The following is a 24365-nucleotide window of genomic DNA, read 5'->3' on the forward strand; positions in this document are numbered from 1 at the left end:
TGGTGATATGCCCGTTTCTGTTACCCCGGTCGAGTGACTAAGCCGACTTCTGGGTACATCACACTCAGTCACTGACGGTCAATCGAGATGGCGCGGCATCACCAGCTCAGCCAGGAGCGCGCACGGTCGATCAGGAAGGGACAAAGGGGAGAAGGCGCCTCGGACCCCGGGGACAGGGCCGCTGGAACGGGCCCCTCGCGCGCTCTATGATCGCCACATTTCCAGCACGGATTCCCCCGGACAGGCGGCCGCCAGCCGTGTGTTCGGACACGCGTACGAGATCCATGAGACCCATACGAAACCAGTGCGGAACGAATGCCATGCGGGAGCGAGCGGTGAGCGGAACCCTCGACAGCCAGGGCGGCGCGCCCGGTTCAACGCCTACAGTCGTCACGCAATGTAATGAATCCAGCGATTTTCGTGCCGCCTTCAATGCCGCGCAGCTCGCCATGGCCGTGGTGGGCCGCGACGGTCTGGTGCGTACCGCCAACCACGCGCTCGGCGAGCTGCTGGGCACCGACCCGGCCCGGCTCGCCGACGCGCCGGCCGCCGACTTCACCGGGCTGCGCGAGGACTCGCGCACCTGGAGCGCGTACCGCGAGGTGCTGCTCGGCCGCCGCGACCGGCTGCACTGCACCCGCAGGCTGCGGCCGCGGGGCGGGCAGGGGATGTGGGCCGAGGTGATCGTCACGCCGCTGCCCGACAGCTGCGACACCCTGCTGTCGGTCGCCGACATCAGCGACCGGCGCGACCTGCGGGCCCGGCTGCGGCACCTGAGAATGCACGACCCGGTGACCCGGCTGCCCAACCGGAGCCTTTTCTTCGAGCGGCTGACGACGGCGCTCACCACGGGGGCGGTCGCGCACGGCGGGCGCGGCCGGATCGGGCTGTGCTATCTCGACATCGACGGCTTCAAGGCCATCAACGACACCCTCGGCCACCGGGCCGGCGACCGGCTGCTGGGCGCGGTGGCGAAGCGGCTCATGGAGTGCGCGGCGCCCGGCGGCCACCTGGTGGCCCGGCTCGGCGGCGACGAGTTCGCCCTGCTGGTGGAGGAGTCCGCGGGCACGGAGCAGCTCATCGCCCTCGCCGCGGCCGTACAGGCCAAGCTGCAGCGGCCGTTCGAGGTGGCGGGGCAGCGGCTGGCGGTGTCGGCGAGCATCGGGGTCGTCGAGCGCCCGGCGGCCGGGACGCACGCCACGGAGCTGATGCAGGCCGCGGACACCACGCTCTACTGGGCCAAGGCCGACGGCAAGGCCCGCTGGACCCTCTTCGACCCCGAGCGCAACGCCCACCGGATGACCCGTCAGGCCCTCTCCAGCACGCTGCGCCCGGCGGTCGAGCGGGACGAGTTCGTGCTCCAGTACCAGCCGCTGGTGGGGCTGGGCGACGGGGTCGTGCGCGGGGTGGAGGCGCTGGTGCGGTGGCGCCACCCGCAGTTCGGGATGCTCGCGCCGAATCGGTTCATCGGGCTGGCCGAGGAGACGGGCGCCATCGTCCCGCTCGGCCGCTGGGTGCTCGCGACCGCCTGCCGCCAGGCGCGCCGCTGGCAGCTGGACCACCCCGGGGTGCCGATCGTGGTCAGCGTCAATGTGGCCGTACGGCAGGTATGGGACTCCGACCTGGTCGCGGACGTGGCGGCGATCCTCGCCGAGACGGGGCTGCCGCCACGACTGCTCCAGCTGGAGCTCACGGAGTCCGCCGTGATGGGCTCGGCCGGACGGCCGCTGCAACAGCTGCACCAGCTCAGCGACATGGGGGTGGCCATCGCCATCGACGACTTCGGCACGGGCTACTCCAACCTCGCCTACCTCAGCCGGCTGCCGGTCTCCACGCTCAAGCTCGACGGCTCCTTCGTCCACGGCTTCCGCTCGGGGGAGCCGCCGAACCCGGCCGACGAGACGATCGTCGAGGCCCTGGTCCAGCTGGCGCACCGGCTGGGCATCAAGGTGACGGCGGAGTGCGTGGAGAGCGCGGAGCAGGCGGAGCGGCTGGGCCGCATCGGGTGCGACACGGGACAGGGCTGGTTCTACTCCCGCCCCGTCCCGGCGGACTCGATCTCGGCGCTCCTCGGCACGGGCCCCGCGGTCTCCGGACGGGCCGGGTTCGTCTGCGGGTCGGCGTGAGACCGCCCGCGGCGGCCCCACGACCGTCCGGCGGAACCGGAGTGCGCTACTTCCTGGGCAGCCCGAACGTGTCCGCGATCAGGTCGAAGCTGCGCAGCCGCTCCTGCGCGCCGTGCGCGTTGGAGGTGATCATCAGCTCGTCCACGCCCGTCCGCTTCACCAGGCCCCGCAGCCCCTCGGCCACCTCGTCCGGCGTCCCGTGCACCACGTTCGCCAGCCAGCTGTCGACGAACTCCGCCTCGCCCGCGCGGTAGTCGTACGTCTCCGTCTCCTCCGGCGTCGGGATCAGGCCGGGCCGTCCCGTGCGCAGCCGCAGCATCGAGAGCGCCCCGGTGCGCACCTGGCGGCGGGCCTCGGCCGCGTCCTCCGCGGCGAACGCCTGCACACCGATCTTGGCGTACGGCCGGTCGAGGATCGCGGACGGCCGGAAGGACTCCCGGTAGAGGTCGAGGGCCGGGACGGTGTTGGCCGAGGAGAAGTGGTGCGCGAAGGAGAACGGCAGGCCGAGCACACCGGCGAGCCGCGCGCTGAAGCCGGAGGAGCCGAGCAGCCAGATCGAGGGGCGGTTCGCCCGCTGCACCCCGCCGGGCACCCGGCCCTGGACGGGTCCGGGCACGGCGTGGATGCGGGAGTAGGGGTGCCCGTCGGGGAAGTCGTCGTCCAGGAAGCGGGTCAGCTCGGAGAGCTGCTGCGGGAAGTCGTCCGCGTCCTCCCGGAGCCGGTCGGCGCGGCGCAGCGCGGCGGCGGTCGCGCCGTCTGTGCCGGGCGCGCGCCCGAGCCCGAGGTCGATGCGGCCCGGGGCGAAGGCCTCAAGAGTGCCGAACTGCTCGGCTATGACCAGCGGCGCGTGGTTGGGCAGCATCACGCCGCCCGAGCCGAGGCGGATGCGGTCGGTGCGGGCGGCGATGTGGGCCAGGACGACGGCCGGGGAGGAGCTGGCGATGCCGGGCATGGAGTGGTGCTCGGCGACCCAGAAGCGGTGGAAGCCCCGCCGCTCGGCGAGCCGCGCCAGCTCGACGGTGGTGCCGAGCGCCTGCGCGGCGGTCCGGCCACTGCCGACGGTCGCCAGATCCAGTACGGACAGAGGGACGGGCGCGCTGCCCTCTGCCGTGCCCCGGATGAAGTCACCGTCCTGTACGTCGGCCACGGTGGTCCGCCTTCCTGATCGCCTGCGGCACTCCCGCGCCGCGCTCCGGTCGTCTCGCTTTCGCCGGAGCAACCGGAGAAGCTCTCCGCTTATTCCCGGGAAGGCCGCTTTCCCGATCTTCACCGGGGCCCCTCCGCTCCCACATGACAAACGCATATGCCAAGGTGGCGCACCCCAGGACAGCGCCTTGCGGGTTGGCCTCGGTGTGGTCAACCCCCTCTCTTCATGGCCCTTTTCGTGGTTATCGTGAGAGCGGGAACTCGACGGAAGCCCGCTAGGGGGAAACCGTGGCGCTCAAGCCCGAGCCGACCGCACCGCTGCACTCGGCGCAGTACGCCCTCCGTGTGCTGGAAGCGGTCGCGAGGCGCCCCAGCGGTGTGACCGAATCCCGCATCGCGCGCGAGACCGGGCTGCACGCCGCCCACCTCGCCCGGCTGCTGCCGATGCTCCGCCGCGAGGCCTATCTGGAGCGGCTGGCCGACGGCGCGTACGTCGTCGGGGACTCCCTCGTCCTGCTGGGCTCCGGCAGCGACCGCACCCGCGCCCTGCGGCACCGGCTCCGGCAGTCGATGTCGGAGCTGCGCGACTCCGTCGGCGCGGCCGTCTACCTCAGCCGCTACATCGACGGCGAGGTCAGGATCACGGAGTGCGCGGACGGCCCGGGGACCCCCAAGGTCCACGAGTGGGTCGACTTCCGCTCCGCCGCCCACGCCAGCGCCGTCGGGAAGTGCCTGCTCACCCAGCTCGACCACGACGACCGCCGCGATCACCTCGCGCGCCACAAGACGGCCCGGCTCACCTCCCGGACGATCACCGACGCGAAGGCCCTCTTCCGCCGGCTCGACGCCCAGCCCGCGACCGTCCCCGTCCTCGATCTCCAGGAGTACGCGGTGGGCACGGTCTGCGCGGCCGTGCCGATCACGGCGGGGCGCTCGGTCGGCTGCCTGGCCCTCTCGCTCCCGCTGTCCGACGCCCACCGGCTGCGGCACGCCGCCGACACCCTGAACCGGCGCGCGACGCCGGTGCTGCTGTCGATGGCCCTCTGATCCCGCCGTCGCGGGCCCGCAGCGGCGGGCGGTCGAGAGCACCCGTTCGGAGCAGGTATATTTATCTCTGTCAGCAGGCGCCGCTAGCTCAGTTGGTTAGAGCAGCTGACTCTTAATCAGCGGGTCCGGGGTTCGAGTCCCTGGCGGCGCACAGACAGAAGAAGGCCCCTCACCACGGTGAGGGGCCTTCTTCGTGCGCGGGAGGCGTGACCGGCGGGCCCGTAGCATGGAAGGCCCACCCGCCCGTACGAGAAGCTCCCCCGCGCGGAGCCCGTACGCGCGCGAGCGACAGGAAGGAGCAGTACGTGCCGCAGCACCGCCGTCCATCGGCCGCCGCCGTGCTCCTGCTCCTCCTCGCGGTCGTCCTCTGCCCGTCCCTCGCCGGGGCGGGCCCCTTCGCGTCCGGGTCCGGCAACGGCGCCACGGTCTCGAAGATGTCGGCGGCCGCCCCGCAGCCGCCCGCTTCCGGTGCCGGGACCGAGGCCCGGCCGCACGCGGTCGACGCCTTCGGCACGGGCGGCACCTGCAAACAGCAGGACGCGCCCCTCAGCGGCACCCAGGCCGCCGTCGCCCACGCGCACAACGACCCGCTCACCGGCCCCGGCACCACCCGGACCGCCCTGCCCGAGGGGCACGCGCCCCGGCCGGGCGCCCCCCGCGCACCGCCCGTACCGGTCGCCGGCTGCGCCGAGCTGCTCCCCGTCCTGCGGATCTAGACCGCCCGCCCACGGCCCGCGCACCGGGCCGTGCCCCGGCATGTCCTGATTTCCGCACGCCCCAGGGAGCACTCCCCATGTCCGCACGTCTCACCTCACCCTCCCGCCGGATCGCCGCGATCGGCGCGGTCGTCGCCCTCGTGGTCGCGCTCGTCGCCACGGGCATCGCGATCGGCAAGAACACCGGCGGCTCCGGCAAGCGCGAACCCGCCGCAGGAGCCTCCGGCGATTCGGCGCCTTCCGCCGCCGAACGGCAGAAGGCCTACGCACAGCTGGAGAAGGCCAGCGTCCGCCGCACGGGCGACGACCCGCTGGCCGTCGGCAAGGCCGACGCCCCCGTCGTGCTCGTGGAGTACGCCGACTACCAGTGCTCGTACTGCGGGAAGTTCACCCGCGACAGCCAGCCCGAGCTGATCAAGAAGTACGTGGACGAGGGCACCCTGCGCATCGAGTTCCGCAACTTCCCGATCTTCGGCAAGGACTCCGAGCGGGCCGCCCGCGCGTCCTGGGCCGCCGGGCGGCAGGGCCGGTTCTGGCAGTTCCACGACGAGGTCTACGCCAAGACCCGCAAGGGCGACGCGCTCGCCGAGGACAAACTCGTCGACATGGCCAAGGACAGCGGCGTCACCGACCTCGACAGGTTCCGCGCCGACCTGAACGGCCCGGCTTCGGAGGCCGCGGTCAAGAAGGACCAGGAGGAGGGGTACTCCATCGGCGTGCAGTCCACCCCGTCCTTCCTCGTCAACGGGCAGCCGATCGCGGGCGCCCAGCCCATGAGCGCCTTCGACGAGGCCATCGCGCAGGCAAAGGCTGCGAAGAAGAGCGAGAAGTGACCGACATCGGCTATCTCGCCGCCTTCCTCGGCGGCGCCCTCGCCCTGGTCAGCCCGTGCAGCGCGCTGCTGCTGCCGGCGTTCTTCGCCTACTCCCTCGCGAGCCCCGGCCGGCTGCTCGCCCGCACCGGCGTCTTCTACCTCGGGCTCGCGACGACGCTCGTCCCCCTCGGTGCCGCGTCCACCGCCGCCAGCCGCCTCTTCAACGGGCACCGCGACGTGCTGATCGGCGTCGCCGGCTGGCTGGTGATCGCGATGGGCGCCGCGCAGATCCTCGGCCTGGGCTTCGCCTCGAAGCGGGCGCAGGCCGCGGCCGGGCGGATCACTCCCCGGTCGGCGGCCTCGACGTTCCTGCTGGGCTGCGTGTACGGGCTGGCCGGGTTCTGCGCCGGGCCGATCCTCGGCGCGGTGCTGACCCTGACCGCCACGACCGGCAACCCGGTGTACGGGGCGTCGATGCTCGCCGTCTACGCCCTGGGCATGGCCCTGCCGCTGTTCGTGCTGGCCCTGTTCTGGGACCGCTTCCAGCTGGGCGGCCGCGGCTGGCTGCGCGGCCGCGAGCTGCGGGTGGGCCGGCTGCGGCTGCACACCACCTCGCTCGTCTCGGGCCTGTTCTTCATCGGCATCGGCGTGCTCTTCCTGGCCTACGACGGCACGACGGGCCTGCCGGGCGTCCTGGACGCCGACCAGGAGTTCCGCCTGGAGGAACTCGCGTCGCGGGTGGGCGACGCGGTGCCGGACTACGCGCTGCTGGCGGTGGTCGCGCTGGTGGTGGCGGGCGTACTCGCCAGGATCGCCCTGCGCCCGGAGAAGCAACCGGAGAAGCGGCCGGAGAAGTCCGAGCGGGGCTGACGTGAGCTGCCGGACGGGCCGGGCTTCAAGCCCGCCCGGCAGCGGTCGGTGCTCGGGTCAGAACTGGACGTCCGAACACGCGTAGAACGCGTTGCCCGTGTCCGCGATCGTCCAGACCGCCAGAATCAGCTGCTTGCCCGTCCGCCCGTCCGGGATCGTCCCCTGGTGCGTGACGGTCGCGTCGGGGACCCGGCCCCCGTACGGCACCGTCAGGAACGGCTGGTCCTCGAGATCGGACCGGGTGAGCGGCCGGGTCGGGTCGTACCCGGGTTTCGTGAGGTAGTAGCGGAAGTCCGTCGTGGCGTGCCGGGCCGTGAGCCGCCAGCGGAAGGTGAAGCTCTGTCCGGCCGTGACCGCGGTCGCGGGCCACTGCCCGCCCCGGGGGTCGTCGAGCTCCGCGAAGCGGCTGTTGCCGCCCGCGCATATCGTCCCGTCGGACGGCCCGTGCGACGGGAACCCCTTGGGCCCCTCGACGCTCTGGGGTTCCCACTGGATGTCACCGCAGTCCTGCACGGTGCCGTTCGCGCAGAACTCCTGGCGACTGGTGGGGGAGTCGGTGTAGCCGTGGCTGCCGGCGCTGCCCGTGCCGAGCAGGGAGACGCCGGCGATGCCGAGGCCGATGATCGCCGCACTGATCTTTTTGCGCATGCTTCCGCTCCTCGAAGAACGTGGGGGGTTCCATGAGTCGAGTGCTGTGAGTCGAGTGAGATGCGGTCTAGACCAAGGCGGAGGCTAGTACCACCAGTTGGTCATGTCCAGGCCAACGGACGAAGTCATCCGGCCGAAGTTCACCCGCGAGGACGTCACCGGTTCGCCGCGAGGGGGCGGTTGTCCTGCACCCGGACGCGCACCGCCGCCCCGGCCCTTCGCGTTTCAATGAGGCACCCTTGACGCGCCCCCGCCCGGTGCGCATGCCGCGCGGGGGGCCGTACGGGTGACCGGCCGGGCCGGGGGTCAGCGCACGCGGCCGTACATGTTCGGGCTGTAGTGCGAGAACGCGGAGATCCGGACCTTCTTGCCGGGCCGCGGCGCCTCGATGTAGCGCCCGCCGCCCAGATAGATCGCGGCGTGGTGCACCCCGGACGCCTTGCCGTTGCCGGACCAGAAGACGACGTCACCGCGGCGCAGGGCGGACCGCGGGATCCGGGCCATGGCGCGGTACTGGTCGGCCGCGATGCGCGGCAGCCTCACCCCGGCCCGGCGGTAGGCCTGCTGGATGAGCCCGGAGCAGTCCCAGCGGTGCGGGCCGTTGCCCCCCAGGGCGTACGGATCGCCGATGTGGGCCATCGCGAAGGCGATCGCGGGTTCGAGGTCCCGCCGCCCGGCGACCGGCCGCTGAGGGTGCTGGGGCTGTGGTGGCGCGGGGGGCGCCGGAGGCTCCTGCGCGTCGTCCTGGTCCACGGGGTCCGACTCGTCGGCGGACGTCTCCTCCTCCGGGGCCAGCTCCTCGTCGTCCCCCTCCTCGCCGCCGTCCTCCTCGGCCGTCCCGTCCGGGACCGTCTCCGCGTCGAGGGTGTCCGGCTCCGTCTCCGCCACGGCCCCGGCCGCACCCTGCTCCCCGTCCGCGTCCCCGCCGACGGAGACCGCGCCCGGGTGCGGGCGCGGGCCGGGGCCCGCCGGAGCACCGCCGTGCGTACGGTCCGCGTGGACGGCCACCCCGGGGTCCGCGTGCCCCGGCCCCGGCTCCGGGGACGCCGTGGCCGCGCCCACCCCGGGGCCGGCCAGCACCACCGCGCCCACGGCCACCGCGATCGCACCCCGCAGGGCGCCCCTGTGCCGTACGGCCCCGGCCTCCGCGCCGCGCCCCGCCCCGGCCGTCGCGGCGGCCCCGTCGACGCAGAGCGCGCACGCGCAGTCGCCGGGTATCGCCTCGGTGAAAGCCGGTATTCGCACGGGCACCGCTGCCTTCCGTCGTACTCGGCACAGCTTCTCAACGGCCGACGAAATCCGCATGTCGGAAAATACGGGGCGATCCACCCGGGAGAAGGGGACCTTCGCCCCTGCTTCCACGGCCCCCGCAGCGCTATACGCAGGCACTTCCCCGCTCCCACCGCCTCCGGGAGGTGGTCGGGAGCACCCTCGGGGATCAGGTAGAGTTTTCTCTGTCAGCAGGCGCCGCTAGCTCAGTTGGTTAGAGCAGCTGACTCTTAATCAGCGGGTCCGGGGTTCGAGTCCCTGGCGGCGCACAGACAGACGAAGGCCCCTCACCACGGTGAGGGGCCTTCGTCGTGTGCGCGGAAAGACCGCTGAAGACCATGGAAGATCGGGTACCACTTCCGAACACTTCGGCCACATTCACACGCCTATTCGCATCACGCACCGCTTTGCCCGGTAAACACCTCGTTTCGCCCTTGTGATCATGGCGTGGCGTCCGAGATCCTGAGCCGAGAGCAATGACTCAACGTCAATGAGTGACCAATGAGTTGGGTGTGCCGGTGGGGAGCCGACGCACACAGGGTCCATGCGGCTGTGGGGGGCCGGTGGGCTCACGACTGACACACGCAGTCAGCATGCGTGCGGGGGGAATGACCATGACGACCACGCCTGCCGACGCCCGGCAGCAGACCCACGCTCCGGCGGCCGCCGGCGGCCCGCCCCGGGCGCCCGGCGTACCGCAGCAGCCGACCGGGCCCACGGCGACACCACCCGGCGATATGGCGGGCGGCCGGACCGCGGTCCGGCCGCCCGCCCGCCCGCCCAGAGCGCGCCCGCGCTTCGACTACGAGCACTACAGCAGGCTGGCCGGCCCGCTCACCGAGCCCGAGCCCGGCCGGCCGTACCGCGTCCGCTACCGCAGCCTGCTCGCGGACGAGACGCACCGCGTCCTCGGCGCCCTGCTGCTCGGTGCCGCGCCCTTCGTCTCGCTGGGCCTGTTGCTGTGGCTGATGCAGCCCGCCCACTGGACGCACCGCGAGCACTCCACGCCCCTGATGCGGCACCTGGACACCGTGATGCTGGTGTCGATCGGGCTGATCGAGCTGTTCCGCACCCTGAACGTCACCTCCAACGCCCACGCCACCCTCGTCGCGCGCGACCCCGTGCCGGTGGTGCCCGAGAGCGGCACCAAGGTCGCCTTCCTCACCTCGTTCGTGCCCGGCAAGGAGCCGGTCGAGATGGTGACCCGGACCCTCCAGGCGGCGGTCCGGCTGCGGCACCGCGGGCCGTTGCACGTATGGCTGCTGGACGAAGGGGACGACCCCGGGATCAAGGAGGTGTGCAGACGGCTCGGCGTCCACCACTTCTCACGCAAGGGTGTCGAGAAGTGGAATCAGCCGAAGGGTCCGCACCGCGCGAGGACGAAGCACGGCAACTACAACGCCTGGCTGGACGCCCACGGCGCCGACTACGACTTCTTCGCCTCGGTCGACACCGACCACGTACCACTGCCCAACTTCCTCGAGCGCATGCTCGGCTACTTCCGTGACCCGGATATCGCGTTTGTCGTTGGACCACAGGTGTACGGGAACTACGATGCGGCCGTGACCAAGGCCGCCGAGAGCCAGCAGTTCCTGTTCCACGCCCTGATCCAACGCGCCGGAAACCGTTATGGCGCACCCATGTTCGTCGGCACCAACAATGCCGTCCGCATCAGCGCGCTCAAGGGCATCGGCGGGCTCTACGACTCGATCACCGAGGACATGGCCACCGGCTTCGAACTGCACCGGCACCGCAATCCCGCGACCGGTCGCAAATGGCGCTCTGTGTACACCCCGGACGTCCTCGCGGTCGGCGAGGGGCCGAATTCCTGGACGGACTTCTTCACCCAGCAGCTGCGTTGGTCGCGGGGCACGTACGAGACCATCATCAAGCAGTTCTGGAAAGGCCCGTTCACCCTGTCGCCGGGGAAGTTCCTCAACTACACGCTGATGGTCATCTATTATCCGATGACCGCGCTCAACTGGCTGCTCGGCGCCCTGAGCTGTGCGCTCTTCCTGGGGCTCGGCGCCTCCGGGATCCAGATCAACTCCGAGATCTGGATGATGCTCTACAGCGACGCCGCGGCCCTGCAGATCGGGCTCTACGTCTGGAACCGCCGCCACAACGTCTCGCCGCACGAGCCCGAGGGCTCCGGCGGGCTCGCGGGCATGGCGATGTCCGCGCTGTCGGCGCCGATCTACGCCCGCTCGCTGATGGACGCGGCGCTGCGCCGCAGGAGCACCTTCGTGGTGACGCCCAAGGGCGATTCGGCCAGCCCCGACACCCTCTTCGGCACCTTCCGCGTCCATCTGTTCTTCCTGGTGGTGTTCGGCGGCTCGCTGCTGTCCTCGTTCTGGCTCGGCCACACGCACGTCGCGATGCGCACGTGGGCGGTCCTGGCCCTCGCCATCACCGTCGCGCCGGTCCTCGCGTGGTGGTGGAGCGCACGCCACGCCAAGCAAGCCGTGGAGGTCAGCAGATGAACCAGCCCCGTTTCCGTGTCGGCCGCCGCACCCGCCGCATGGCCGTCGGGTCCGCGGTGGTGCTCGCCCTGGCGGGGATGAACGGGCCGGCGCTGTGGGGCTACGCCTCCGACCAGTACCACGACTACAAGATCAACCAGTCGGAGTACAAGGCCAGGAACGGCCATTGGGACATGGTCGACGTCCCCGACGAATACCGCATCAACACGATCCACGCCGCCCTGCTGCACACCGGCAAGGTGCTGCTGGTCGCCGGCTCCGGGAACAACGCCGCCAATTTCAAGGCGAAATCGTTCCGCTCCGTCCTCTGGGACCCGGAGAAGGACACCTTCAAGAACATCCCCACCCCGAAGGACCTGTTCTGCGCCGGGCACACCCAACTGCCGGACGGCAAACTCCTGGTGGCGGGCGGCACCCAGCGTTACGAAAAGCTGGGTGGCGACGTCACCAAGGCCGGCGGGCTGATGGTCGTCCACAACGAGGACCCGGACAAGCCGATCACGCTGCCCGTGGGCACCAGATTCACCGGAAAGAACAACGGCAAGACCTTCGAGTCCAAGGACCCCGTGCTCATCCCCCGCGCCAAGAAGGTGCAGGACGAGCAGAGCCGCAAGGTCACCGTCACGGTCAGCACCGCCCGCGTCTATGTGGAGGCCCTGGAAAAGGGCCATGAATTCGAGACCGGGCTCACCGACAACTACAGCATCGAGGGCCTGAAGGGCAACGACACCCGCAACGTCTACGGCATCGCCAACAAGCTCTCGTTCGATAAGAAGGACTTCCAAGGCATCAAGGATGCCTACGAGTTCGACCCGGTCGCCGAGCGCTATGTCACGGTCGACCCGATGAACGAGGCCCGCTGGTATCCCACCCTGACCACCCTGCAGGACGGCAAGGTCCTCTCCGTCTCCGGTCTGGACGAGATCGGCCAGGTCGTCCCGGGCAAGAACGAGGTGTACGACCCGAAGACCAAGAAGTGGACCTACCTGCCCAAGGAGCGCTTCTTCCCGACCTATCCCGCGCTCTTCCTCACGGACAAGGGCCGGATCTTCTACACGGGTTCCAACGCGGGCTACGGCCCGGCCGACAAGGGCCGTGTCCCGGGCGTGTGGGATCTGGGGAGCAACGACTTCACCGAGGTCCCCGGGATGAGCGACCCGGACACCCTGGAGACGTCGATGTCCGTGCTGCTGCCGCCCGCCCAGGACCAGCGCTATATGGTCCTGGGCGGCGGCGGGGTCGGCGAGGACAAGAAGGCGACCGCCAGGACCCGGATCATCGACCTGCACGCCCCGCAGCCGCGCTTCAAGGACGGGCCCGACCTCTACGCCAAGGCCCGCTATCCCAGCAGCGTCATCCTGCCCGACGACACGGTCCTGACCACCAACGGCTCGGGCGACTACCGCGGGCGCAGCGATTCCAACGTCCTCAAGGCGGAGATCTACGACCCGAAGGACAACTCCCGGCACACGGCCGCCGATCCGCTGGTGGGCCGCAATTACCACTCCGGTGCCCTGCTGCTGCCCGACGGCCGGGTGATGACCTTCGGTTCCGACTCGCTCTTCGGCGACAAGGCCAACAGCAGGCCCGCCACCTTCCAGCAGGAGATCGACCTCTACACCCCGCCCTACCTCTTCAAGGGCGGCGCGCGGCCCGAGCTGAAGGACACCGAGCCGAAGACCGTGGCGCTGGGCGGGAAGGCGACGTACCGGACGGCCGGCCCCCGGCCCGTCGCGAAGGCGCGGCTGATCCGGCCGGGCTCCTTCACCCACGTCACCAATGTGGAACAGCGGTCGATCGCCCTGGACTTCACGAAGCGGGACGGCGGCGTCACCGTCACCCTCCCCAAGGACCCGTCCCTCGTCCCGCCCGGCTGGTACATGCTGAACGTGATCGACGACCGCGGCATCCCGTCCCCGGCGGTGTGGCTGAAGGTCCCGGGCCCGAAGGACAGCTAGGGGCGGCGCCCCGTTCCCGGGAACACCCGAGGACCGGGGCCCCGTGCGGGCCCCGGTCCTCGACCGTCGGATCGTCGGATCATCGATCAGCGGGCGTTGCGCGCGAGCTCCAGCGCGTACGTCTCCCACCACTGCCCCGCGTCCGGGCCGCCCTTGCACGTGCCGTCCGACTCCCCCGGCCGCTTGACCCACAGATACGCGTCCACGAGGGCGTCGCCGGTGTGTGTCGTCGGCGGCTCGCCCAGCGCCCGGCCGGAGGGGTTGCACCAGGACTTCTCGTGGTTCGCGCCCGACAGCGGGCCGTTGCCGTTGCGGCTGGTGTCGATGACGAAGTGCTTGCCGCCCAGGAGGGCGGAGAGGGTGTGCCCGTATTCCTTGTTGTCCTGCGTGGTCTGGAAGTTGGACACGTTGAGCGCGAATCCGTCGGCCTGGTCGATGCCGGCCCGCTTCAGCGGGTCCACCATCCGGTCGGCGGGTGTGACCCAGCTGGAATTGCCCGCGTCCAGATAGACCTTGGTATTCGGCAGTGCCTTGAGCTTGCCCACGGATTCCTTGAGGAGTGCGTACCGCTCCTCGTGGAACTGCTGGGGCGTGCAGCCGTCCTCCATGTGCGGCAGGGCGTCCGGCTCCAGGATCACCGTCGCGCCCCGGTCGCCGATGCCCCTGGCCGCCTTGTCGAGCCAGTCGCGGTAGGAGTTGCCGTCGGAGGCGCCGCCCTGGCTGTACTGACCGCAGTCGCGGTGGGGGATGTTGTAGAGGACGAGCAGCGCGACCCGGTCTGCGGCGTGTGCCGCCTCGGTGTAGCCGCGGGTCTGGCCCTCGGGGTCGTCCACCCCGATCCACTCCGCGACCGGCTGGGCCGCGATCTTCTCCAGCAGGTCGGCCTGCTTGGCGCTGCCGTCCTTGCGCAGCTCGGCGGACCTCTTGGAGGCGGTGGACTCGGGATTGACCCAGAAGGGGGCCCGGGACTTGGGCAGTTGGGCGGGTTGCCGGGGCGGCGCGTCGGCGGCCTTCGGCGGCTCCGCGGAGGACGAGTCGGAAGAGCATCCGGCGAGCAGCAGCAGGGCTGCCATCGCGGCCCCCGCTCCTGTCCGGGCCGTACGGGCACGATATGTGCGGCCGGTGTAGCTGCCGTACATCCATTCCCCCTTGGGTGTACTTCCTGTGGGGTGTCCCCCCGCCCCCACGGGACATGACCGGTCTTTTCCATGCTTGCACAGAAATCGCCCGCGCCGGGGGCGGTCGGGCGATGACCCGGTGTCAAGTCGCCCTGTTGGAGCAGGGGAGGTGCCGGCGGCGCGCTCAGACATGTCCGGCGCCGGTCAGATAGGCGGACACGACGACATTGGCGTTGTAGGAGCGACGGGTGCGGTCGTAGGTGCCGCCGCAGGTGATCAGGCGCAGCTCGGCGCGGTTCGGCTCGCGCGGTCCGTAGACGCGGTGGGCGTCGAAGTGGTCCTTGGTGAAGACGGAGATGTCCTCGACGGTGAACTCGGCGGTGGTGCCGTCGGCGCGCTCCACGGTGACGGTGGCGCCGCGTTTGAGTCCGGCGAGGTCGTAGAAGACGGCGGGCGCGTGGTCGGTGTCGACGTGGCCGACGAGGACGGCGGCGCCGGGCGAGCCGGGCTGCGGCCCGCCGCGGTACCAGCCGACGGCGCCGGCCCGCCGGTACGGGGGCGGGTCGACCGCGCCGAGGCGGTTGAGGTCGCGGTCCTCGACGGGGGCCTTGACGCCGACGGACCTGATCGCCAGCGACCGGGGGTGCGCCGCAGGGAGCGGCGCGTGGGCCGGGGGCAGCGGGTGGGCCTCCGGGCGGCCCGCCGCGGCGACGTCACCGGCCGTGGGGGTGGCGGCCACGGTCCCGTCGGTGATCTCGCGGCCCCAGAGCCACAGGGCCACCAGCAACGCCGCCCAGGCCACCCCGGTCAGGAGGCGGCCGTGGCCGCTGCTGCGCGCTTCGGACATCTCGGCGGCCGCCCCTTCTAACGCCGTCGGCCGGTGTCGGCCCGGCGGTGGTGGCGGATCGCCGCGGCGGCGGCCAGCGCGGTGCAGCCCGCGAGGACGAGTCCGGGGGCGCCCGGAGGGTCGGCGGCGGCCGCGGTGCCGCCGCCACCGGCCGGTACGGGCGCCACGGGCGAGGCCGGGGTGCGGGGCACGGCGCGGGCCGCGTGCTCGCGGGCCCGCTCGTCGACGTGCTTGACGACCGTCAGCCGACCCTCGGCCGTGCCGCCGTGGCCGTCGCAGCGGACCTTGACCGTGTAGGTGCCGGGCGCCGCGGTCGAGCGGACGGTGGTCTCGGCGAAGAGTCCGGCGGAGTCCTTCGCGAGCCGCGCGTCGGAGACGAACGCCTCGGAGGTGGCGGTCGCCTTGTCGCCCGCGCAGCCCGCGACGCGCAGCTGGACGCGGGAGCCGGGGGTGCTGGTGACGGGGGTGAGGGAAACCGTTCCGGACATGGTCGCGGGGCCCTCGTGGGCGTACGCGGGGACCGCGCACACGGCGACCGCCGCCGCGGCGCCGCACAGAGCGGATCGGACTGGGTCCATGGGAAACCTCCTGGTATCCCAGAGACTCGCCCGCCGGGGCGGGGCGCCGCATCCGCTGCGTGGCGCTATTGCTCCGTACGGTTCGGGAACCAGCCCATTGCCGGACCGGCGGGGTCGTGCCCCCGCCCGCGCCTCAGATCAGGTCGACCAGGTCCGCGATGGAGTCGACGACCCGCGACGGGCGGAAGGGGTGGTGGTCGACGTCCTCCGGGCGCGTCAGCCCGGTCAGGACCAGGAAGGTCTTCATGCCCGCCTCCAGCCCGGCCAGCACGTCCGTGTCCATGCGGTCGCCGATCATCGCGCTCGTCTCCGAATGCGCCCCGATCGCGTTCAGCCCGGCCCGCATCATCAGGGGATTCGGCTTGCCGACGAAGTACGGCTCCCGGCCCGTCGCCTTGGTGATCAGCGCGGCCACCGATCCCGTCGCCGGGAGCGCCCCCTCCGCGGAGGGCCCGGTCTCGTCGGGGTTGGTGGCGATGAAGCGCGCGCCGGCGTTGATCAGCCGGATCGCCTTGGTGAGCGCCTCGAAGCTGTAGGTGCGGGTCTCGCCGAGCACCACGTAGTCGGGTTCCGCATCGGTGAGGACATAGCCGATGTCGTGCAGCGCGGTGGTCAGCCCGGCCTCGCCGATGACATAGGCGGTGCCGCCGGGCCGCTGGTCGTCCAGGAACTTGGCGGTGGCCAGCGCGGACGTCCAGATGTTCTCGACGGGCACGTCCAGCCCGATCCGCTCCAGCCTGGCATGGAGGTCGCGGGGGGTGTACATGGAGTTGTTGGTCAGGACGAGAAAGGGCTTTCCGGATTCCCGGAGGCGTTTGATGAAGGCGTCGGCCCCGGGCACCGGAATGCCTTCGTGCATCAGCACACCGTCCATGTCGGTGAGCCAGGATTCGATCGGCTTGCGCTCTGCCACGGTGGGACTCCTGCCGTCTGCCGCCCCTTGCCGGGGCTGGGGAAACGCCGGGACGGCCCAGCTCGTGCGCCGCCCCGACACCTCCAGCCTAATCAGCTTCCGGTCGCCGACTTCCACGCGCAGACGCAGGGGGCCGGGTTCTCGCACTTCAGCGCCGCGCGCGCCGGGCCCCGAAGATCATGGACCCGCCGGCGAGGAGCAGGGCGAAGGCGGCCGCGCCCATCGCGAAGAGCGGGCGCTGGGAGCCGGTGTCGGCGAGCACGGACCGGTGGTCGGCCTCGGCGGTCTCCCCTTCACCGGGCACCTCGTCGGCACCGCGGCCCGTGGCCGGGGCGGCGCTCGCGGCGGTGCCCTCGACACCGAAGGTGTAGTCGTTGGACTCCCCGACCCAGTCGCCGTCACTGCCGCGCCGCTGCACCGCGGTCACGTTGAAGGTGACCGGGCCCTGCGGCGCCCGGTCGGCGAAGCCGAGGCGTACGCGTACGGGCACGGCCGCGTGCGCGGGCACGGCAAAGCCGGGGAAGTCCGGTGAAGTGCCGTCGAAGACACCGACGTTCTCGGCCTCGTCGGTCCGCTCGAACCGCACCGGCCGCCAGCGGGAGGCGGCGGTGTCGTAGAAGTCGAACCGGATGTCGGCCGGCCGCAGCACGCGCGCCCGGTCGGCGAACACCGCCACGGGATGCACGTCCCGGCAGTCGGCACCGGTGCCGTTGCGCAGCTCCAGCTCCCAGACCTGCTGGTCGCCCCCGCGCGCGTACGTACCCGGCCCACCGCTCAGCCGCGCGACGATGGGAAACGCGGCGCTCCCCGGGCGGCCGCAGCGCGACTGGACGGGCGCCCGGTCGAGGGGCGGCCGGGGGTACGTGGGTGCCGCCGACGAAACGATCGCCAGCGCGACGGCGCCGACGACGAGCGCACGGGGCAGGTACATCGCGAAACCTTTCCGGAGGGTCCGGGAACGCGAGCCACGGTGGCAGCGCAGGCTTGAGAACGGCACTCAGGCACGGCGGCGGGTGGGCTGAGTGGGGGTGCGTTTCCGCCCAATATGCTTATTTTCTTTTGATCCGCATGGGTACCTCGCCGCAGGCGCGACGACCCGCGCGTTCGCTGGGGAAAAACTCCCGGTCAGCCGAACACGCGCGCAAGCACAAGCTCCGCCGCCCCCTCCACCACGGAGCGCGCCCCCGCCACCTCCACCCGCGCCGAGCCTCCGACGACAGCGGCTACCCCCGTTTCAAACGGCGCCGGATCCGCCAGGACCGTCCGCCCCCCGAGCAACACGAGATCGATATCCAGCAGCCGCACAAGATTCGCGGCCCCAACTCCCAGCAGGCGAGCCGCCCGCCCCATGTCGCCGTCAGCGACCGCCCCAAGACAAAGCGCCTCGATGCACCCACGGCTACCGCACGCACACAACGGCCCATCCAGCTGAAGCACCTGATGGCCGAACTCCCCCGCCCCCGTCCGCTCCCCCCGGCGCACCGCACCCCCCAGCACCAGCCCCGCACCCAGCCCCGTCCCCAGGTGGAGGTAGGCGAAGGACGACGCGCCGCCGCGCGGCAGCAGTCCCAGGGCCGCCGCGTTGGTGTCCTTGTCGACGATCACCGGCACTCCCAGCCGCCCGGCGAGCGCGTCCCGCAGCGGGTAGCCGTCCCACTGTGGGAACCCGGTCACCTTCCGCAGCACGCCTTCGCGGTGATCGAGCGGCCCGGGCACGGCGACGCCGACGCCCAGGACCGTGGTGGCGGGAAGGAAACCGTCGAGCAGCGCCGCCACCTCGTCCAGCACCGCCTCCGCCCCCGCGCCGAAGGCCAGCGGCGCCGTCCGCGTCGCGACCTCCGCGCCCGACAGGTCGACGAGGGTCGCGGTCATGGCGTCGCGGTCCAGGTGCAGGCCGACGGCGTGGGCCGCGTCCGGGACCAGGCGCAGCAGCGTCGGCGGCTTGCCGCCCGTGGACGCGCGCCGTCCGGCGTCCGTGGCGAGTCCGGCCGCCCGCAGCCGTGCGCCGATCTTGCTGACGGCCTGCGGGGTGAGCCCCGTACGCGCGGCCAGTTCGGCCCGGCTGGCGCCGTCCGGTCCCGCGTCGCGCAGCAGGCCGAGGACGACGGCGGTGTTGTGATCACGCAGCGCGGCGAGGTTCGCACCGGCCGGCCCGAGGGGCGCGGGCGTGGCGGGACGGGCGTCGGGGCGGGGACTGTTCACACTGCTCACAGGACCATTGTCGGCACCGCTTGCACTTTCGCAACACCGTTGCCAAAGTGGTGGGCATGGATGGCACCCCTGACCCCCACCGCGCCCCGTACCGCGTCGGACTCATCGGCTACGGCCTCGCGGGCTCCGTCTTCCACGCCCCGCTGATCGCCGCGACCGACGGCCTCGCCCTCGACACGGTCGTGACCGCCAACCCCGAGCGGCAGCGCCAGGCCGTCACCGAGCACCCCGGCGTGCGTACGGTCGCGGACGCGGACGCCCTGTTCGCCCGCGCGGACGAGCTCGACCTGATCGTCATCGCCTCCCCCAACCGCACGCACGTCGACTTCGCCCGTACCGCCCTCGAAGCGGGCCTGCCGGTCGTCGTGGACAAGCCGCTCGCGGCGACCGCCGCCGAGGCCGAGGCCCTGGCCGACCTCGCCGAGGAGCGCGGGCTGCTGCTCGGCGCCTTCCAGAACCGCCGCTGGGACAACGACTTCCGCACTGTCCAGCAGCTCGTGCGCGACGGCGCGCTCGGGGAGGTCCTGCGCTTCGAGTCCCGCTTCGAGCGGTGGCGGCCCCGGCCGAAGGGCGGCTGGCGGGAGTCGGGCGACCCGGCCGAGATCGGCGGGCTGCTCTACGACCTGGGCAGTCACGTCGTGGACCAGGCCCTCGCCCTCTTCGGGCCCGCCGCCACGGTGTACGCGGAGGTCGACGTGCGCCGGCCCGGCGCCGAGGCCGACGACGACACGTTCATCGCGGTCACCCACACCAATGGCGTCCGTTCCCACCTGTGGGTGAGTGCCGTCACCGCCCAACTCGGGCCGCGCTTCCGGGTGCTGGGCAGCACCGGCGGCTATGTGAAGTACGGCCTGGACCCCCAGGAAGCGGCCCTGCGCGAGGGCCTGCGCCCGACGGGCGACCGTACGGCCTGGGGCGTCGAGCCGGAGTCCGCGTGGGGCCGGATCGGCGCGGGCGAGTCCCCCCGTACGGGCGGCGGCGAGCCCGTCCCCACCCTCCCCGGCGACTACCCCGCCTACTACGCGGCCGTGGCCCAGGCTCTGCGCACCGGCGGCGAGCCCCCGGTGACCGCCCGCGAGGCGGCCGCCACCCTGCGGGTGCTGGAAGCGGCGCGGGTCTCCGCGGACCAGGGCCGTGCGGTACGGATCGAGGAGGCGGCGGCGTGAACGACGAGGTCACCCGGCTGGAGGCCGACGAACGGCGGCTGGTCCTCGACCGGTTCGGCAACGACGACGCCTGGGAACTCGGCTCCCTGCTCGTCTCCCTCGCCCGAACGCGCGGCGCCGCGGTCACGGTCGGCATCCGGCGCGGCGAGCAGCGGCTCTTCCACTGCGCGCTGCCCGGCACGTCGGCCGACAACGACGCGTGGATCGACCGCAAGTGCCGCGTGGTCGAGCGCTACGCGGAATCCTCCTTCCTGGTCGGAGCCCGCTTCCGCGCGAAGGGCCGCACCTTCGAGTCCCACTCCCGCCTCGACCCCGACCTCTATGCCGCACACGGCGGCGCCTTCCCCCTGCGCCTGCGGGGCACGGGCGTCGTGGGCACCGTCGCGGTCTCGGGCCTCCCCCAGGCGGACGACCACGCGCTCGTGGTCGAGGGACTGGAACGCTTCCTGGGCACGACGACACGCTGACCGTACGGCCGCGGGCCCTATGGGTACGCCGCATCGCGTCGGCGGCGCAGGGCCCAGTCCGCCGCTCCTGCCAGCAGCGCCTGGAGCAGGCCGTACGCCAGGATCGGCAGCAGGACCTGTGGGTGGTCGGACAGGTGCGTCGCCGCCAGCACCGCCGACGCGGACGAGTTGTTCATGCCCGCCGCGATCGTGACCGCCGCCGTGTCCCCGGGGTCCAGCCCCCTCGCCCGTGACAGTGCCCAGCCGCACGCCAGCGACGCCCCGCACAGCGCCGCTGCCAGCAGCACGTCCGCCGCGAACAGCACCGCGTCCGGCCCGGCCAGCACCGCCTTCGGCAAGCCGGATCCGTTGATGTACGTCAGCAGGACCGTCGCCCCCAACGACGCCGCCTTCGCCCAGCGCAGCGCGCCCGTCGCCCTGCCCGCCACGAGTCGGCGTGCCGCCAGCCCGAGCACGCACGGAGCCACCACATTGAGCACCGCGAACGGCCCCGTGCCCACGCTCATCAGGTCGCCCAGGTCCTCCGCGCTGTCCCCGCTCGTCAGCCGCGCCCCCTCCGCCAGCGTCAACGGGATCACCAGGGGGCTCAGCGCCGTCGAACACAGCACCGCCGCCACCGTCAGCGCCGGGTCCGCGCCCGCCCGCGCCCCGTACACCGTGGCCCCCGCCGCCACCGGCATCGCCGCCACCAACGCCAGCCCCGCGATCAGCCCTTCCGATCCCGGCAGCCACGACACGGTCGCCGCCAGCGCGGGCAACAACAGCAGCGGCAGGAGGGCGTTGGCCGCCACCGCCGCCAGCAGCGGCCCCGGGCGCCGCCCCGCCGCCGCGAAGCTTCCGGTCGGGACGGTCAGTGCTGCCGTGAAGAGGAGTACCGCCAGCAGCACCGTCGGCAACGTCACCGCCATCGGCGCCCCGAGTCCTGGGCAGTGGATCCGCGTCAGGACTTCTCGGCGGGAGGCGAGCCCGGGGGCCGGTAAGAGGAAGGCGATGCCGTATGCGGAGAGCACGCCGTAGAGCAGGTGGCGGCGGCCGAAGGCCAGGGCTCGGTCGGTGAGTGCTCGGTCTGTGGCGGGTGGTGTGGGCGGTGTGGGGTGCCGGAGGTCAGCTGTCTCCATGTACAGACCAACGAGTGGTCTCGGGTCGGGACACTTCCGGTTGTTTTGTTCGGTTCGGGTCCGTTGCGCCTGCGGCGGGGCGCCCTTCGGGCGCGGCCTCAAGCGCCGGCCGGGCTGGGTTGTGGGTGGCCGGGGGCGTGGCCTCCGGGGCAGGGGTCCTGGACCGTATATTTACGGCGCGTTGCCCTCTGGGGTGTTGAGTGCCCGGGATTTGCGCCACAAATATACGACAGCGTCCAGGACCCCTACCCCTGCGGCCCCACCCCCTCCCGCCGGTGGGCAAGTGACCGTGGTGGGAACTCAGTCATCCTCGAATTCCGTGGTCGGGGCGACGAGTTCGATCTCGAAGCCGTCTTCATTCTCCAGATACGCGGCGTAGTGCGCTTCGCCTCCCGCGTGCGGGTGCCGGTCGGTGAACATCAGGTGCCAGCCGTGGTCCTCCGACTCTTCGACGATGGTCTCCACTGCATCGCGGCTCTCGACGTGGAAAGCCAGGTGGTTCATGCCCGGGCGGCGCCGGTCGTAGGTCGGTGCGGTGAGCGCCGGGGACTGCTCGACGACCAGATAGAAGGACCCGAGCCGCCAGCTGCGGCCGTGTTCCCAGGTCTGGTACGGCTCGTATCCCAGGGTGTCCAGCAGCCACCCGAAGCTCTTTGCCGCGCGGTCGAGGTCGGGTACCCAGAGTTCGAGGTGGTGGGGCATCCCCGCCTTGGGCTGTTCCATGTCGGCGCCTTCCTGTCGCGTCTCCGCCGCATGGTGTCACCCGCCCGGCCACCACCCTCTGCGGCGGGTGCGCCGCATCACCCACTCAGCGGCCGCACGGTCTGTGACTGCGGCAACTTTGCGGGGTTGCGTGACCGCTTGGGCGAGTCCTGGAGGCCGTACCGCGCGGTAGTCCGTGAACCGCCTCACCCCGCAGCTCGCGCATGTCGCTTCACCGCCGGTGTACGTCCAGCCGTTTCGGTGGGTGCATGTTCGCGTGGCGACGGCGGTCATAGTCCGTGCTCCAGTCGCCAGTGTCCTCGCTGGGCGAGCAGGGCTCGACTGGTCTTCAGCTTGTCGTCTCCGGCTTGCGCCTCCCGCAACTCGGCCGCGAGTTCGGGGCATTCCGCGCATCCCCTGAACGGTTTGATCGTCTGGGGCCAGAGCCCGATGACTTCCCGCTCGTCGCGCGTGGCCAACCGCAGGGAGGAGAAGGGGACTTCCCACTCCTGCCCACCCCCGGGTTCGCGTAGGTGCACGCGTCTCCCCACGCTGTCGATCACCTGCCCGATCCGCTCCTCGCGGGTGTCCACCACGAACGCGCCGTTCCTGTACGTCATCGCTCCGCGCCTTCCCCCAGTGCCGATGTGCGGCTACTCGCTGTAGCCACACCTCTACGATGAACCGCCAGTTGGGCAAGCGCAACCAACTTGGGCACAGAATGGGCTACTTCATCCTTGTGGGTGACTCCCGCGTCTGCGGTTCAGGTTCTGGACCACACTGAGCAGCGCACTGCCAACAGGGGAGGAAGCCATGGGGAATACCCGCCGAACCGCCCGCCGCCGGAGGCTGGGCTCCGAATTGAGAGCGCTTCGAGAAGCAGCCAGCGTCTCGACCGAAGAGGCGGCGAAGGCGATCCACGGCGACAAGACGAAGATCAGCCGACAGGAGACGGGGCTGTACCGCACCACCCGACTTGAGCTGGAGGTGCTGCTCAACCTCTACAAAGCCAAGGACGAGAAGCAACGGCAATGGCTCATCGCCCTATCGGCAGAGGGGAACAAGCGAAACTGGTGGCACCGGCACAGCGAGACACTCCCGAACCACTTCAAAGAGACGCTGACGCTTGAATCCGATGCGGCGAGCATCGCTACGTTCCAGTCACGGGTTGTTCCGGGGCTGCTGCAGACCCAGGCGTATGCAACTGCCGTTCTTATCGGTAACGCACAGCCGTTGTCCGAGGAACAGCTCAACCTCTCCGTCGACATTCGGATGAGCAGGCAAAGCATCTTCCTCCGAGGTAACCCTCCGCAGTACGCAACTGTCTTGACAGAAGGCGTCGTCCGCCAACAGATCGGCGGACCCCAGATCATGGCTGATCAGCTCCGACACCTGGCCGCCCTGAGCCAGACACCCGAGTTGGCGATCCAGGTCGTCCCCTACTCGCAGAAGAGGTTCACGAACACGGGAGGGTCCTTCATCCTGTACTCCTACCCCGCACCTCTGGACTTCGATGTTGTCCAGGTGTCCTACCTGGGAGGTGACCTGTTCCTGGATGAAGCTGAGGCAGTAGCGAAGTACCGGAAGGCATTCGAAGAGCTACGAGCTTCAGCCCTGTCGGTCCCGGAGTCCGCCGAGCTGATCTCAGCCATTGCACACGAATTTGAACACGAGTGAGGTGCATCTTGTGATACGCCACGTTTTCCCCCGCTACGGCTGGTACAAGTCCTCCTACAGCCCTGACGAAGGCGACGACTGCGTCGAGATATGGGTAGCCGACGGGCTCATATCCATACGCGATTCCAAGAACCCAACCGGCCCGATGCTGCGCATCACCCCATCCGCGTACCGATCTTTCACCCGGGCCGTCACCCACGACACGCTGTGCGTTACCCACCGGCGGGAGGGGGTGGGGCCGCAGGGGTAGGGGTCCTGGACGCTGTCGTATATTTGTGGCGCAAATCCCGGGCACTCAACACCCCAGAGGGCAACGCGCCGTAAATATACGGTCCAGGACCCCTGCCCCGGAGGCCACGCCCCCGGCCACCCACAACCCAGCCCGGCCGGCGCTTGAGGCCGCGCCCGCAGGGCGCCCCGCCGCAGGCGCAAACAAAGCCGCACCCACAAAAGCGAACCGCACCCAGCGGAAAGCGCAAACAAACACCAGC

24 protein-coding genes and 2 tRNA genes are annotated in these 24365 nt (G+C 71.3%); 13 read left to right on the top strand and 13 right to left on the bottom strand.

Features of this window, described 5'->3' with window-relative positions; translation table 11 throughout:
• Positions 1–335 precede the first annotated feature (335 nt).
• Complete coding sequence (locus DXZ73_RS17705; RefSeq protein WP_425315846.1) at positions 336–2126, top strand: putative bifunctional diguanylate cyclase/phosphodiesterase; 1791 nt, start codon at positions 336–338, stop codon at positions 2124–2126.
• Between the two features lie 46 nt (positions 2127–2172).
• Here DXZ73_RS17705 and DXZ73_RS17710 read toward each other — a convergent pair whose 3' ends face one another.
• Positions 2173–3273, bottom strand: a complete 1101-nt coding sequence (locus DXZ73_RS17710; RefSeq protein WP_116211968.1) for an LLM class flavin-dependent oxidoreductase — start codon at positions 3271–3273, stop codon at positions 2173–2175.
• Positions 3274–3560: 287 nt separating this feature from the next.
• Between DXZ73_RS17710 and DXZ73_RS17715 the strand changes: the two genes are divergently transcribed.
• The 5 genes from DXZ73_RS17715 to DXZ73_RS17730 all read left to right on the top strand — a co-directional run bounded on the left by DXZ73_RS17715 (position 3561) and on the right by DXZ73_RS17730 (position 6719).
• Positions 3561–4319 (top strand): IclR family transcriptional regulator, encoded by a 759-nt coding sequence (locus tag DXZ73_RS17715; RefSeq protein WP_116211969.1) that lies wholly within the window; start codon positions 3561–3563, stop codon positions 4317–4319.
• 77 nt (positions 4320–4396) lie between these two features.
• Positions 4397–4470: transfer RNA gene (locus tag DXZ73_RS17720), tRNA-Lys, on the top strand.
• 154 nt (positions 4471–4624) lie between these two features.
• Positions 4625–5035 (top strand): hypothetical protein, encoded by a 411-nt coding sequence (locus DXZ73_RS39495; protein WP_240351394.1) that lies wholly within the window; start codon positions 4625–4627, stop codon positions 5033–5035.
• Positions 5036–5112: 77 nt separating this feature from the next.
• On the top strand, positions 5113–5868 hold the full coding sequence (locus DXZ73_RS39500; protein WP_240351395.1) for a DsbA family protein: 756 nt from the start codon (positions 5113–5115) through the stop codon (positions 5866–5868).
• A complete protein-coding gene (locus DXZ73_RS17730) occupies positions 5865–6719 on the top strand; it encodes a cytochrome c biogenesis CcdA family protein (RefSeq protein WP_116211971.1) in 855 nt (284 codons plus the stop codon). Before DXZ73_RS39500 ends, DXZ73_RS17730 begins: the two co-directional genes overlap by 4 nt.
• A gap of 57 nt (positions 6720–6776) precedes the next feature.
• Here DXZ73_RS17730 and DXZ73_RS17735 read toward each other — a convergent pair whose 3' ends face one another.
• Both DXZ73_RS17735 and DXZ73_RS17740 read right to left on the bottom strand, forming a co-directional pair.
• Complete coding sequence (locus DXZ73_RS17735) at positions 6777–7367, bottom strand: lytic polysaccharide monooxygenase auxiliary activity family 9 protein (RefSeq protein WP_116211972.1); 591 nt, start codon at positions 7365–7367, stop codon at positions 6777–6779.
• 306 nt (positions 7368–7673) lie between these two features.
• The gene (locus tag DXZ73_RS17740) at positions 7674–8612 is read right to left on the bottom strand and encodes a C40 family peptidase (RefSeq protein ID WP_162890235.1); all 939 of its coding nucleotides are present in this window, start codon (positions 8610–8612) and stop codon (positions 7674–7676) included.
• A 219-nt stretch (positions 8613–8831) separates the two neighbouring features.
• Between DXZ73_RS17740 and DXZ73_RS17745 the strand changes: the two genes are divergently transcribed.
• The 3 genes from DXZ73_RS17745 (at position 8832) to DXZ73_RS17755 (ending at position 13077) form a co-directional block, all read left to right on the top strand.
• Positions 8832–8905 (top strand) — tRNA-Lys (locus tag DXZ73_RS17745).
• Positions 8906–9373: 468 nt separating this feature from the next.
• Entirely contained in the window at positions 9374–11119 is a 1746-nt protein-coding gene (locus DXZ73_RS17750; RefSeq protein WP_116215677.1) for a glycosyltransferase family 2 protein, read from the top strand.
• Positions 11116–13077 carry a kelch motif-containing protein gene (locus tag DXZ73_RS17755; protein ID WP_116211974.1) on the top strand — a complete coding sequence of 654 codons (1962 nt, stop codon included), beginning with the start codon at positions 11116–11118 and terminating at the stop codon, positions 13075–13077. The genes DXZ73_RS17750 and DXZ73_RS17755 overlap by 4 nt, the downstream gene beginning before the upstream one ends.
• Before the next feature lie 86 nt (positions 13078–13163).
• Here the strand turns inward: DXZ73_RS17755 and DXZ73_RS17760 are convergent, their stop codons facing one another.
• The 6 genes from DXZ73_RS17760 to DXZ73_RS17785 all read right to left on the bottom strand — a co-directional run bounded on the left by DXZ73_RS17760 (position 13164) and on the right by DXZ73_RS17785 (position 18735).
• A complete protein-coding gene (locus DXZ73_RS17760) occupies positions 13164–14216 on the bottom strand; it encodes a glycoside hydrolase family 6 protein (protein ID WP_116211975.1) in 1053 nt (350 codons plus the stop codon).
• Between the two features lie 163 nt (positions 14217–14379).
• A complete protein-coding gene (locus DXZ73_RS17765) occupies positions 14380–15042 on the bottom strand; it encodes a class F sortase (RefSeq protein WP_116211976.1) in 663 nt (220 codons plus the stop codon).
• 17 nt (positions 15043–15059) lie between these two features.
• Positions 15060–15620 carry a hypothetical protein gene (locus DXZ73_RS17770; RefSeq protein WP_116211977.1) on the bottom strand — a complete coding sequence of 187 codons (561 nt, stop codon included), beginning with the start codon at positions 15618–15620 and terminating at the stop codon, positions 15060–15062.
• 133 nt (positions 15621–15753) lie between these two features.
• Positions 15754–16533, bottom strand: coding sequence for an HAD-IIA family hydrolase (locus DXZ73_RS17775; protein WP_116211978.1), 780 nt, complete (start codon positions 16531–16533; stop codon positions 15754–15756).
• Positions 16534–16681: 148 nt separating this feature from the next.
• The gene (locus DXZ73_RS17780; protein ID WP_116211979.1) at positions 16682–17464 is read right to left on the bottom strand and encodes a hypothetical protein; all 783 of its coding nucleotides are present in this window, start codon (positions 17462–17464) and stop codon (positions 16682–16684) included.
• Between the two features lie 194 nt (positions 17465–17658).
• The gene (locus DXZ73_RS17785; protein ID WP_116211980.1) at positions 17659–18735 is read right to left on the bottom strand and encodes an ROK family transcriptional regulator; all 1077 of its coding nucleotides are present in this window, start codon (positions 18733–18735) and stop codon (positions 17659–17661) included.
• A 65-nt stretch (positions 18736–18800) separates the two neighbouring features.
• Here DXZ73_RS17785 and DXZ73_RS17790 point away from each other — a divergent pair, with 65 nt between their 5' ends.
• Together DXZ73_RS17790 and DXZ73_RS17795 are read left to right on the top strand one after the other, a co-directional pair.
• Positions 18801–19910 (top strand): Gfo/Idh/MocA family protein, encoded by a 1110-nt coding sequence (locus tag DXZ73_RS17790; RefSeq protein WP_116211981.1) that lies wholly within the window; start codon positions 18801–18803, stop codon positions 19908–19910.
• Positions 19907–20377, top strand: a complete 471-nt coding sequence (locus DXZ73_RS17795; RefSeq protein ID WP_116211982.1) for a heme-degrading domain-containing protein — start codon at positions 19907–19909, stop codon at positions 20375–20377. Before DXZ73_RS17790 ends, DXZ73_RS17795 begins: the two co-directional genes overlap by 4 nt.
• Positions 20378–20394: 17 nt before the next feature.
• Here DXZ73_RS17795 and DXZ73_RS17800 read toward each other — a convergent pair whose 3' ends face one another.
• The 4 genes from DXZ73_RS17800 to DXZ73_RS17810 form a co-directional block, all read right to left on the bottom strand.
• Entirely contained in the window at positions 20395–21495 is a 1101-nt protein-coding gene (locus tag DXZ73_RS17800) for a bile acid:sodium symporter family protein (protein WP_116211983.1), read from the bottom strand.
• 300 nt (positions 21496–21795) lie between these two features.
• Positions 21796–22218, bottom strand: a complete 423-nt coding sequence (locus tag DXZ73_RS17805) for a VOC family protein (RefSeq protein WP_240351396.1) — start codon at positions 22216–22218, stop codon at positions 21796–21798.
• Positions 22219–22254: 36 nt separating this feature from the next.
• Positions 22255–22602, bottom strand: coding sequence for a DUF6255 family natural product biosynthesis protein (locus tag DXZ73_RS40620; RefSeq protein WP_425315847.1), 348 nt, complete (start codon positions 22600–22602; stop codon positions 22255–22257).
• On the bottom strand, positions 22488–22817 hold the full coding sequence (locus DXZ73_RS17810; protein ID WP_116211984.1) for a hypothetical protein: 330 nt from the start codon (positions 22815–22817) through the stop codon (positions 22488–22490). Before DXZ73_RS17810 ends, DXZ73_RS40620 begins: the two co-directional genes overlap by 115 nt.
• A 193-nt stretch (positions 22818–23010) precedes the next feature.
• On the opposite strand from DXZ73_RS17810, the gene DXZ73_RS17815 reads away from it, so the two are divergent.
• Positions 23011–23874, top strand: coding sequence for a helix-turn-helix domain-containing protein (locus tag DXZ73_RS17815; RefSeq protein WP_116211985.1), 864 nt, complete (start codon positions 23011–23013; stop codon positions 23872–23874).
• 10 nt (positions 23875–23884) lie between these two features.
• On the top strand, positions 23885–24124 hold the full coding sequence (locus DXZ73_RS17820; RefSeq protein WP_116211986.1) for a DUF397 domain-containing protein: 240 nt from the start codon (positions 23885–23887) through the stop codon (positions 24122–24124).
• Positions 24125–24365 lie beyond the last annotated feature (241 nt).

The organism is Streptoverticillium olivoreticuli subsp. olivoreticuli, assembly GCF_003391135.1.
GTDB classification, from domain to species: Bacteria; Actinomycetota; Actinomycetes; order Streptomycetales; family Streptomycetaceae; genus Streptomyces; species Streptomyces blastmyceticus.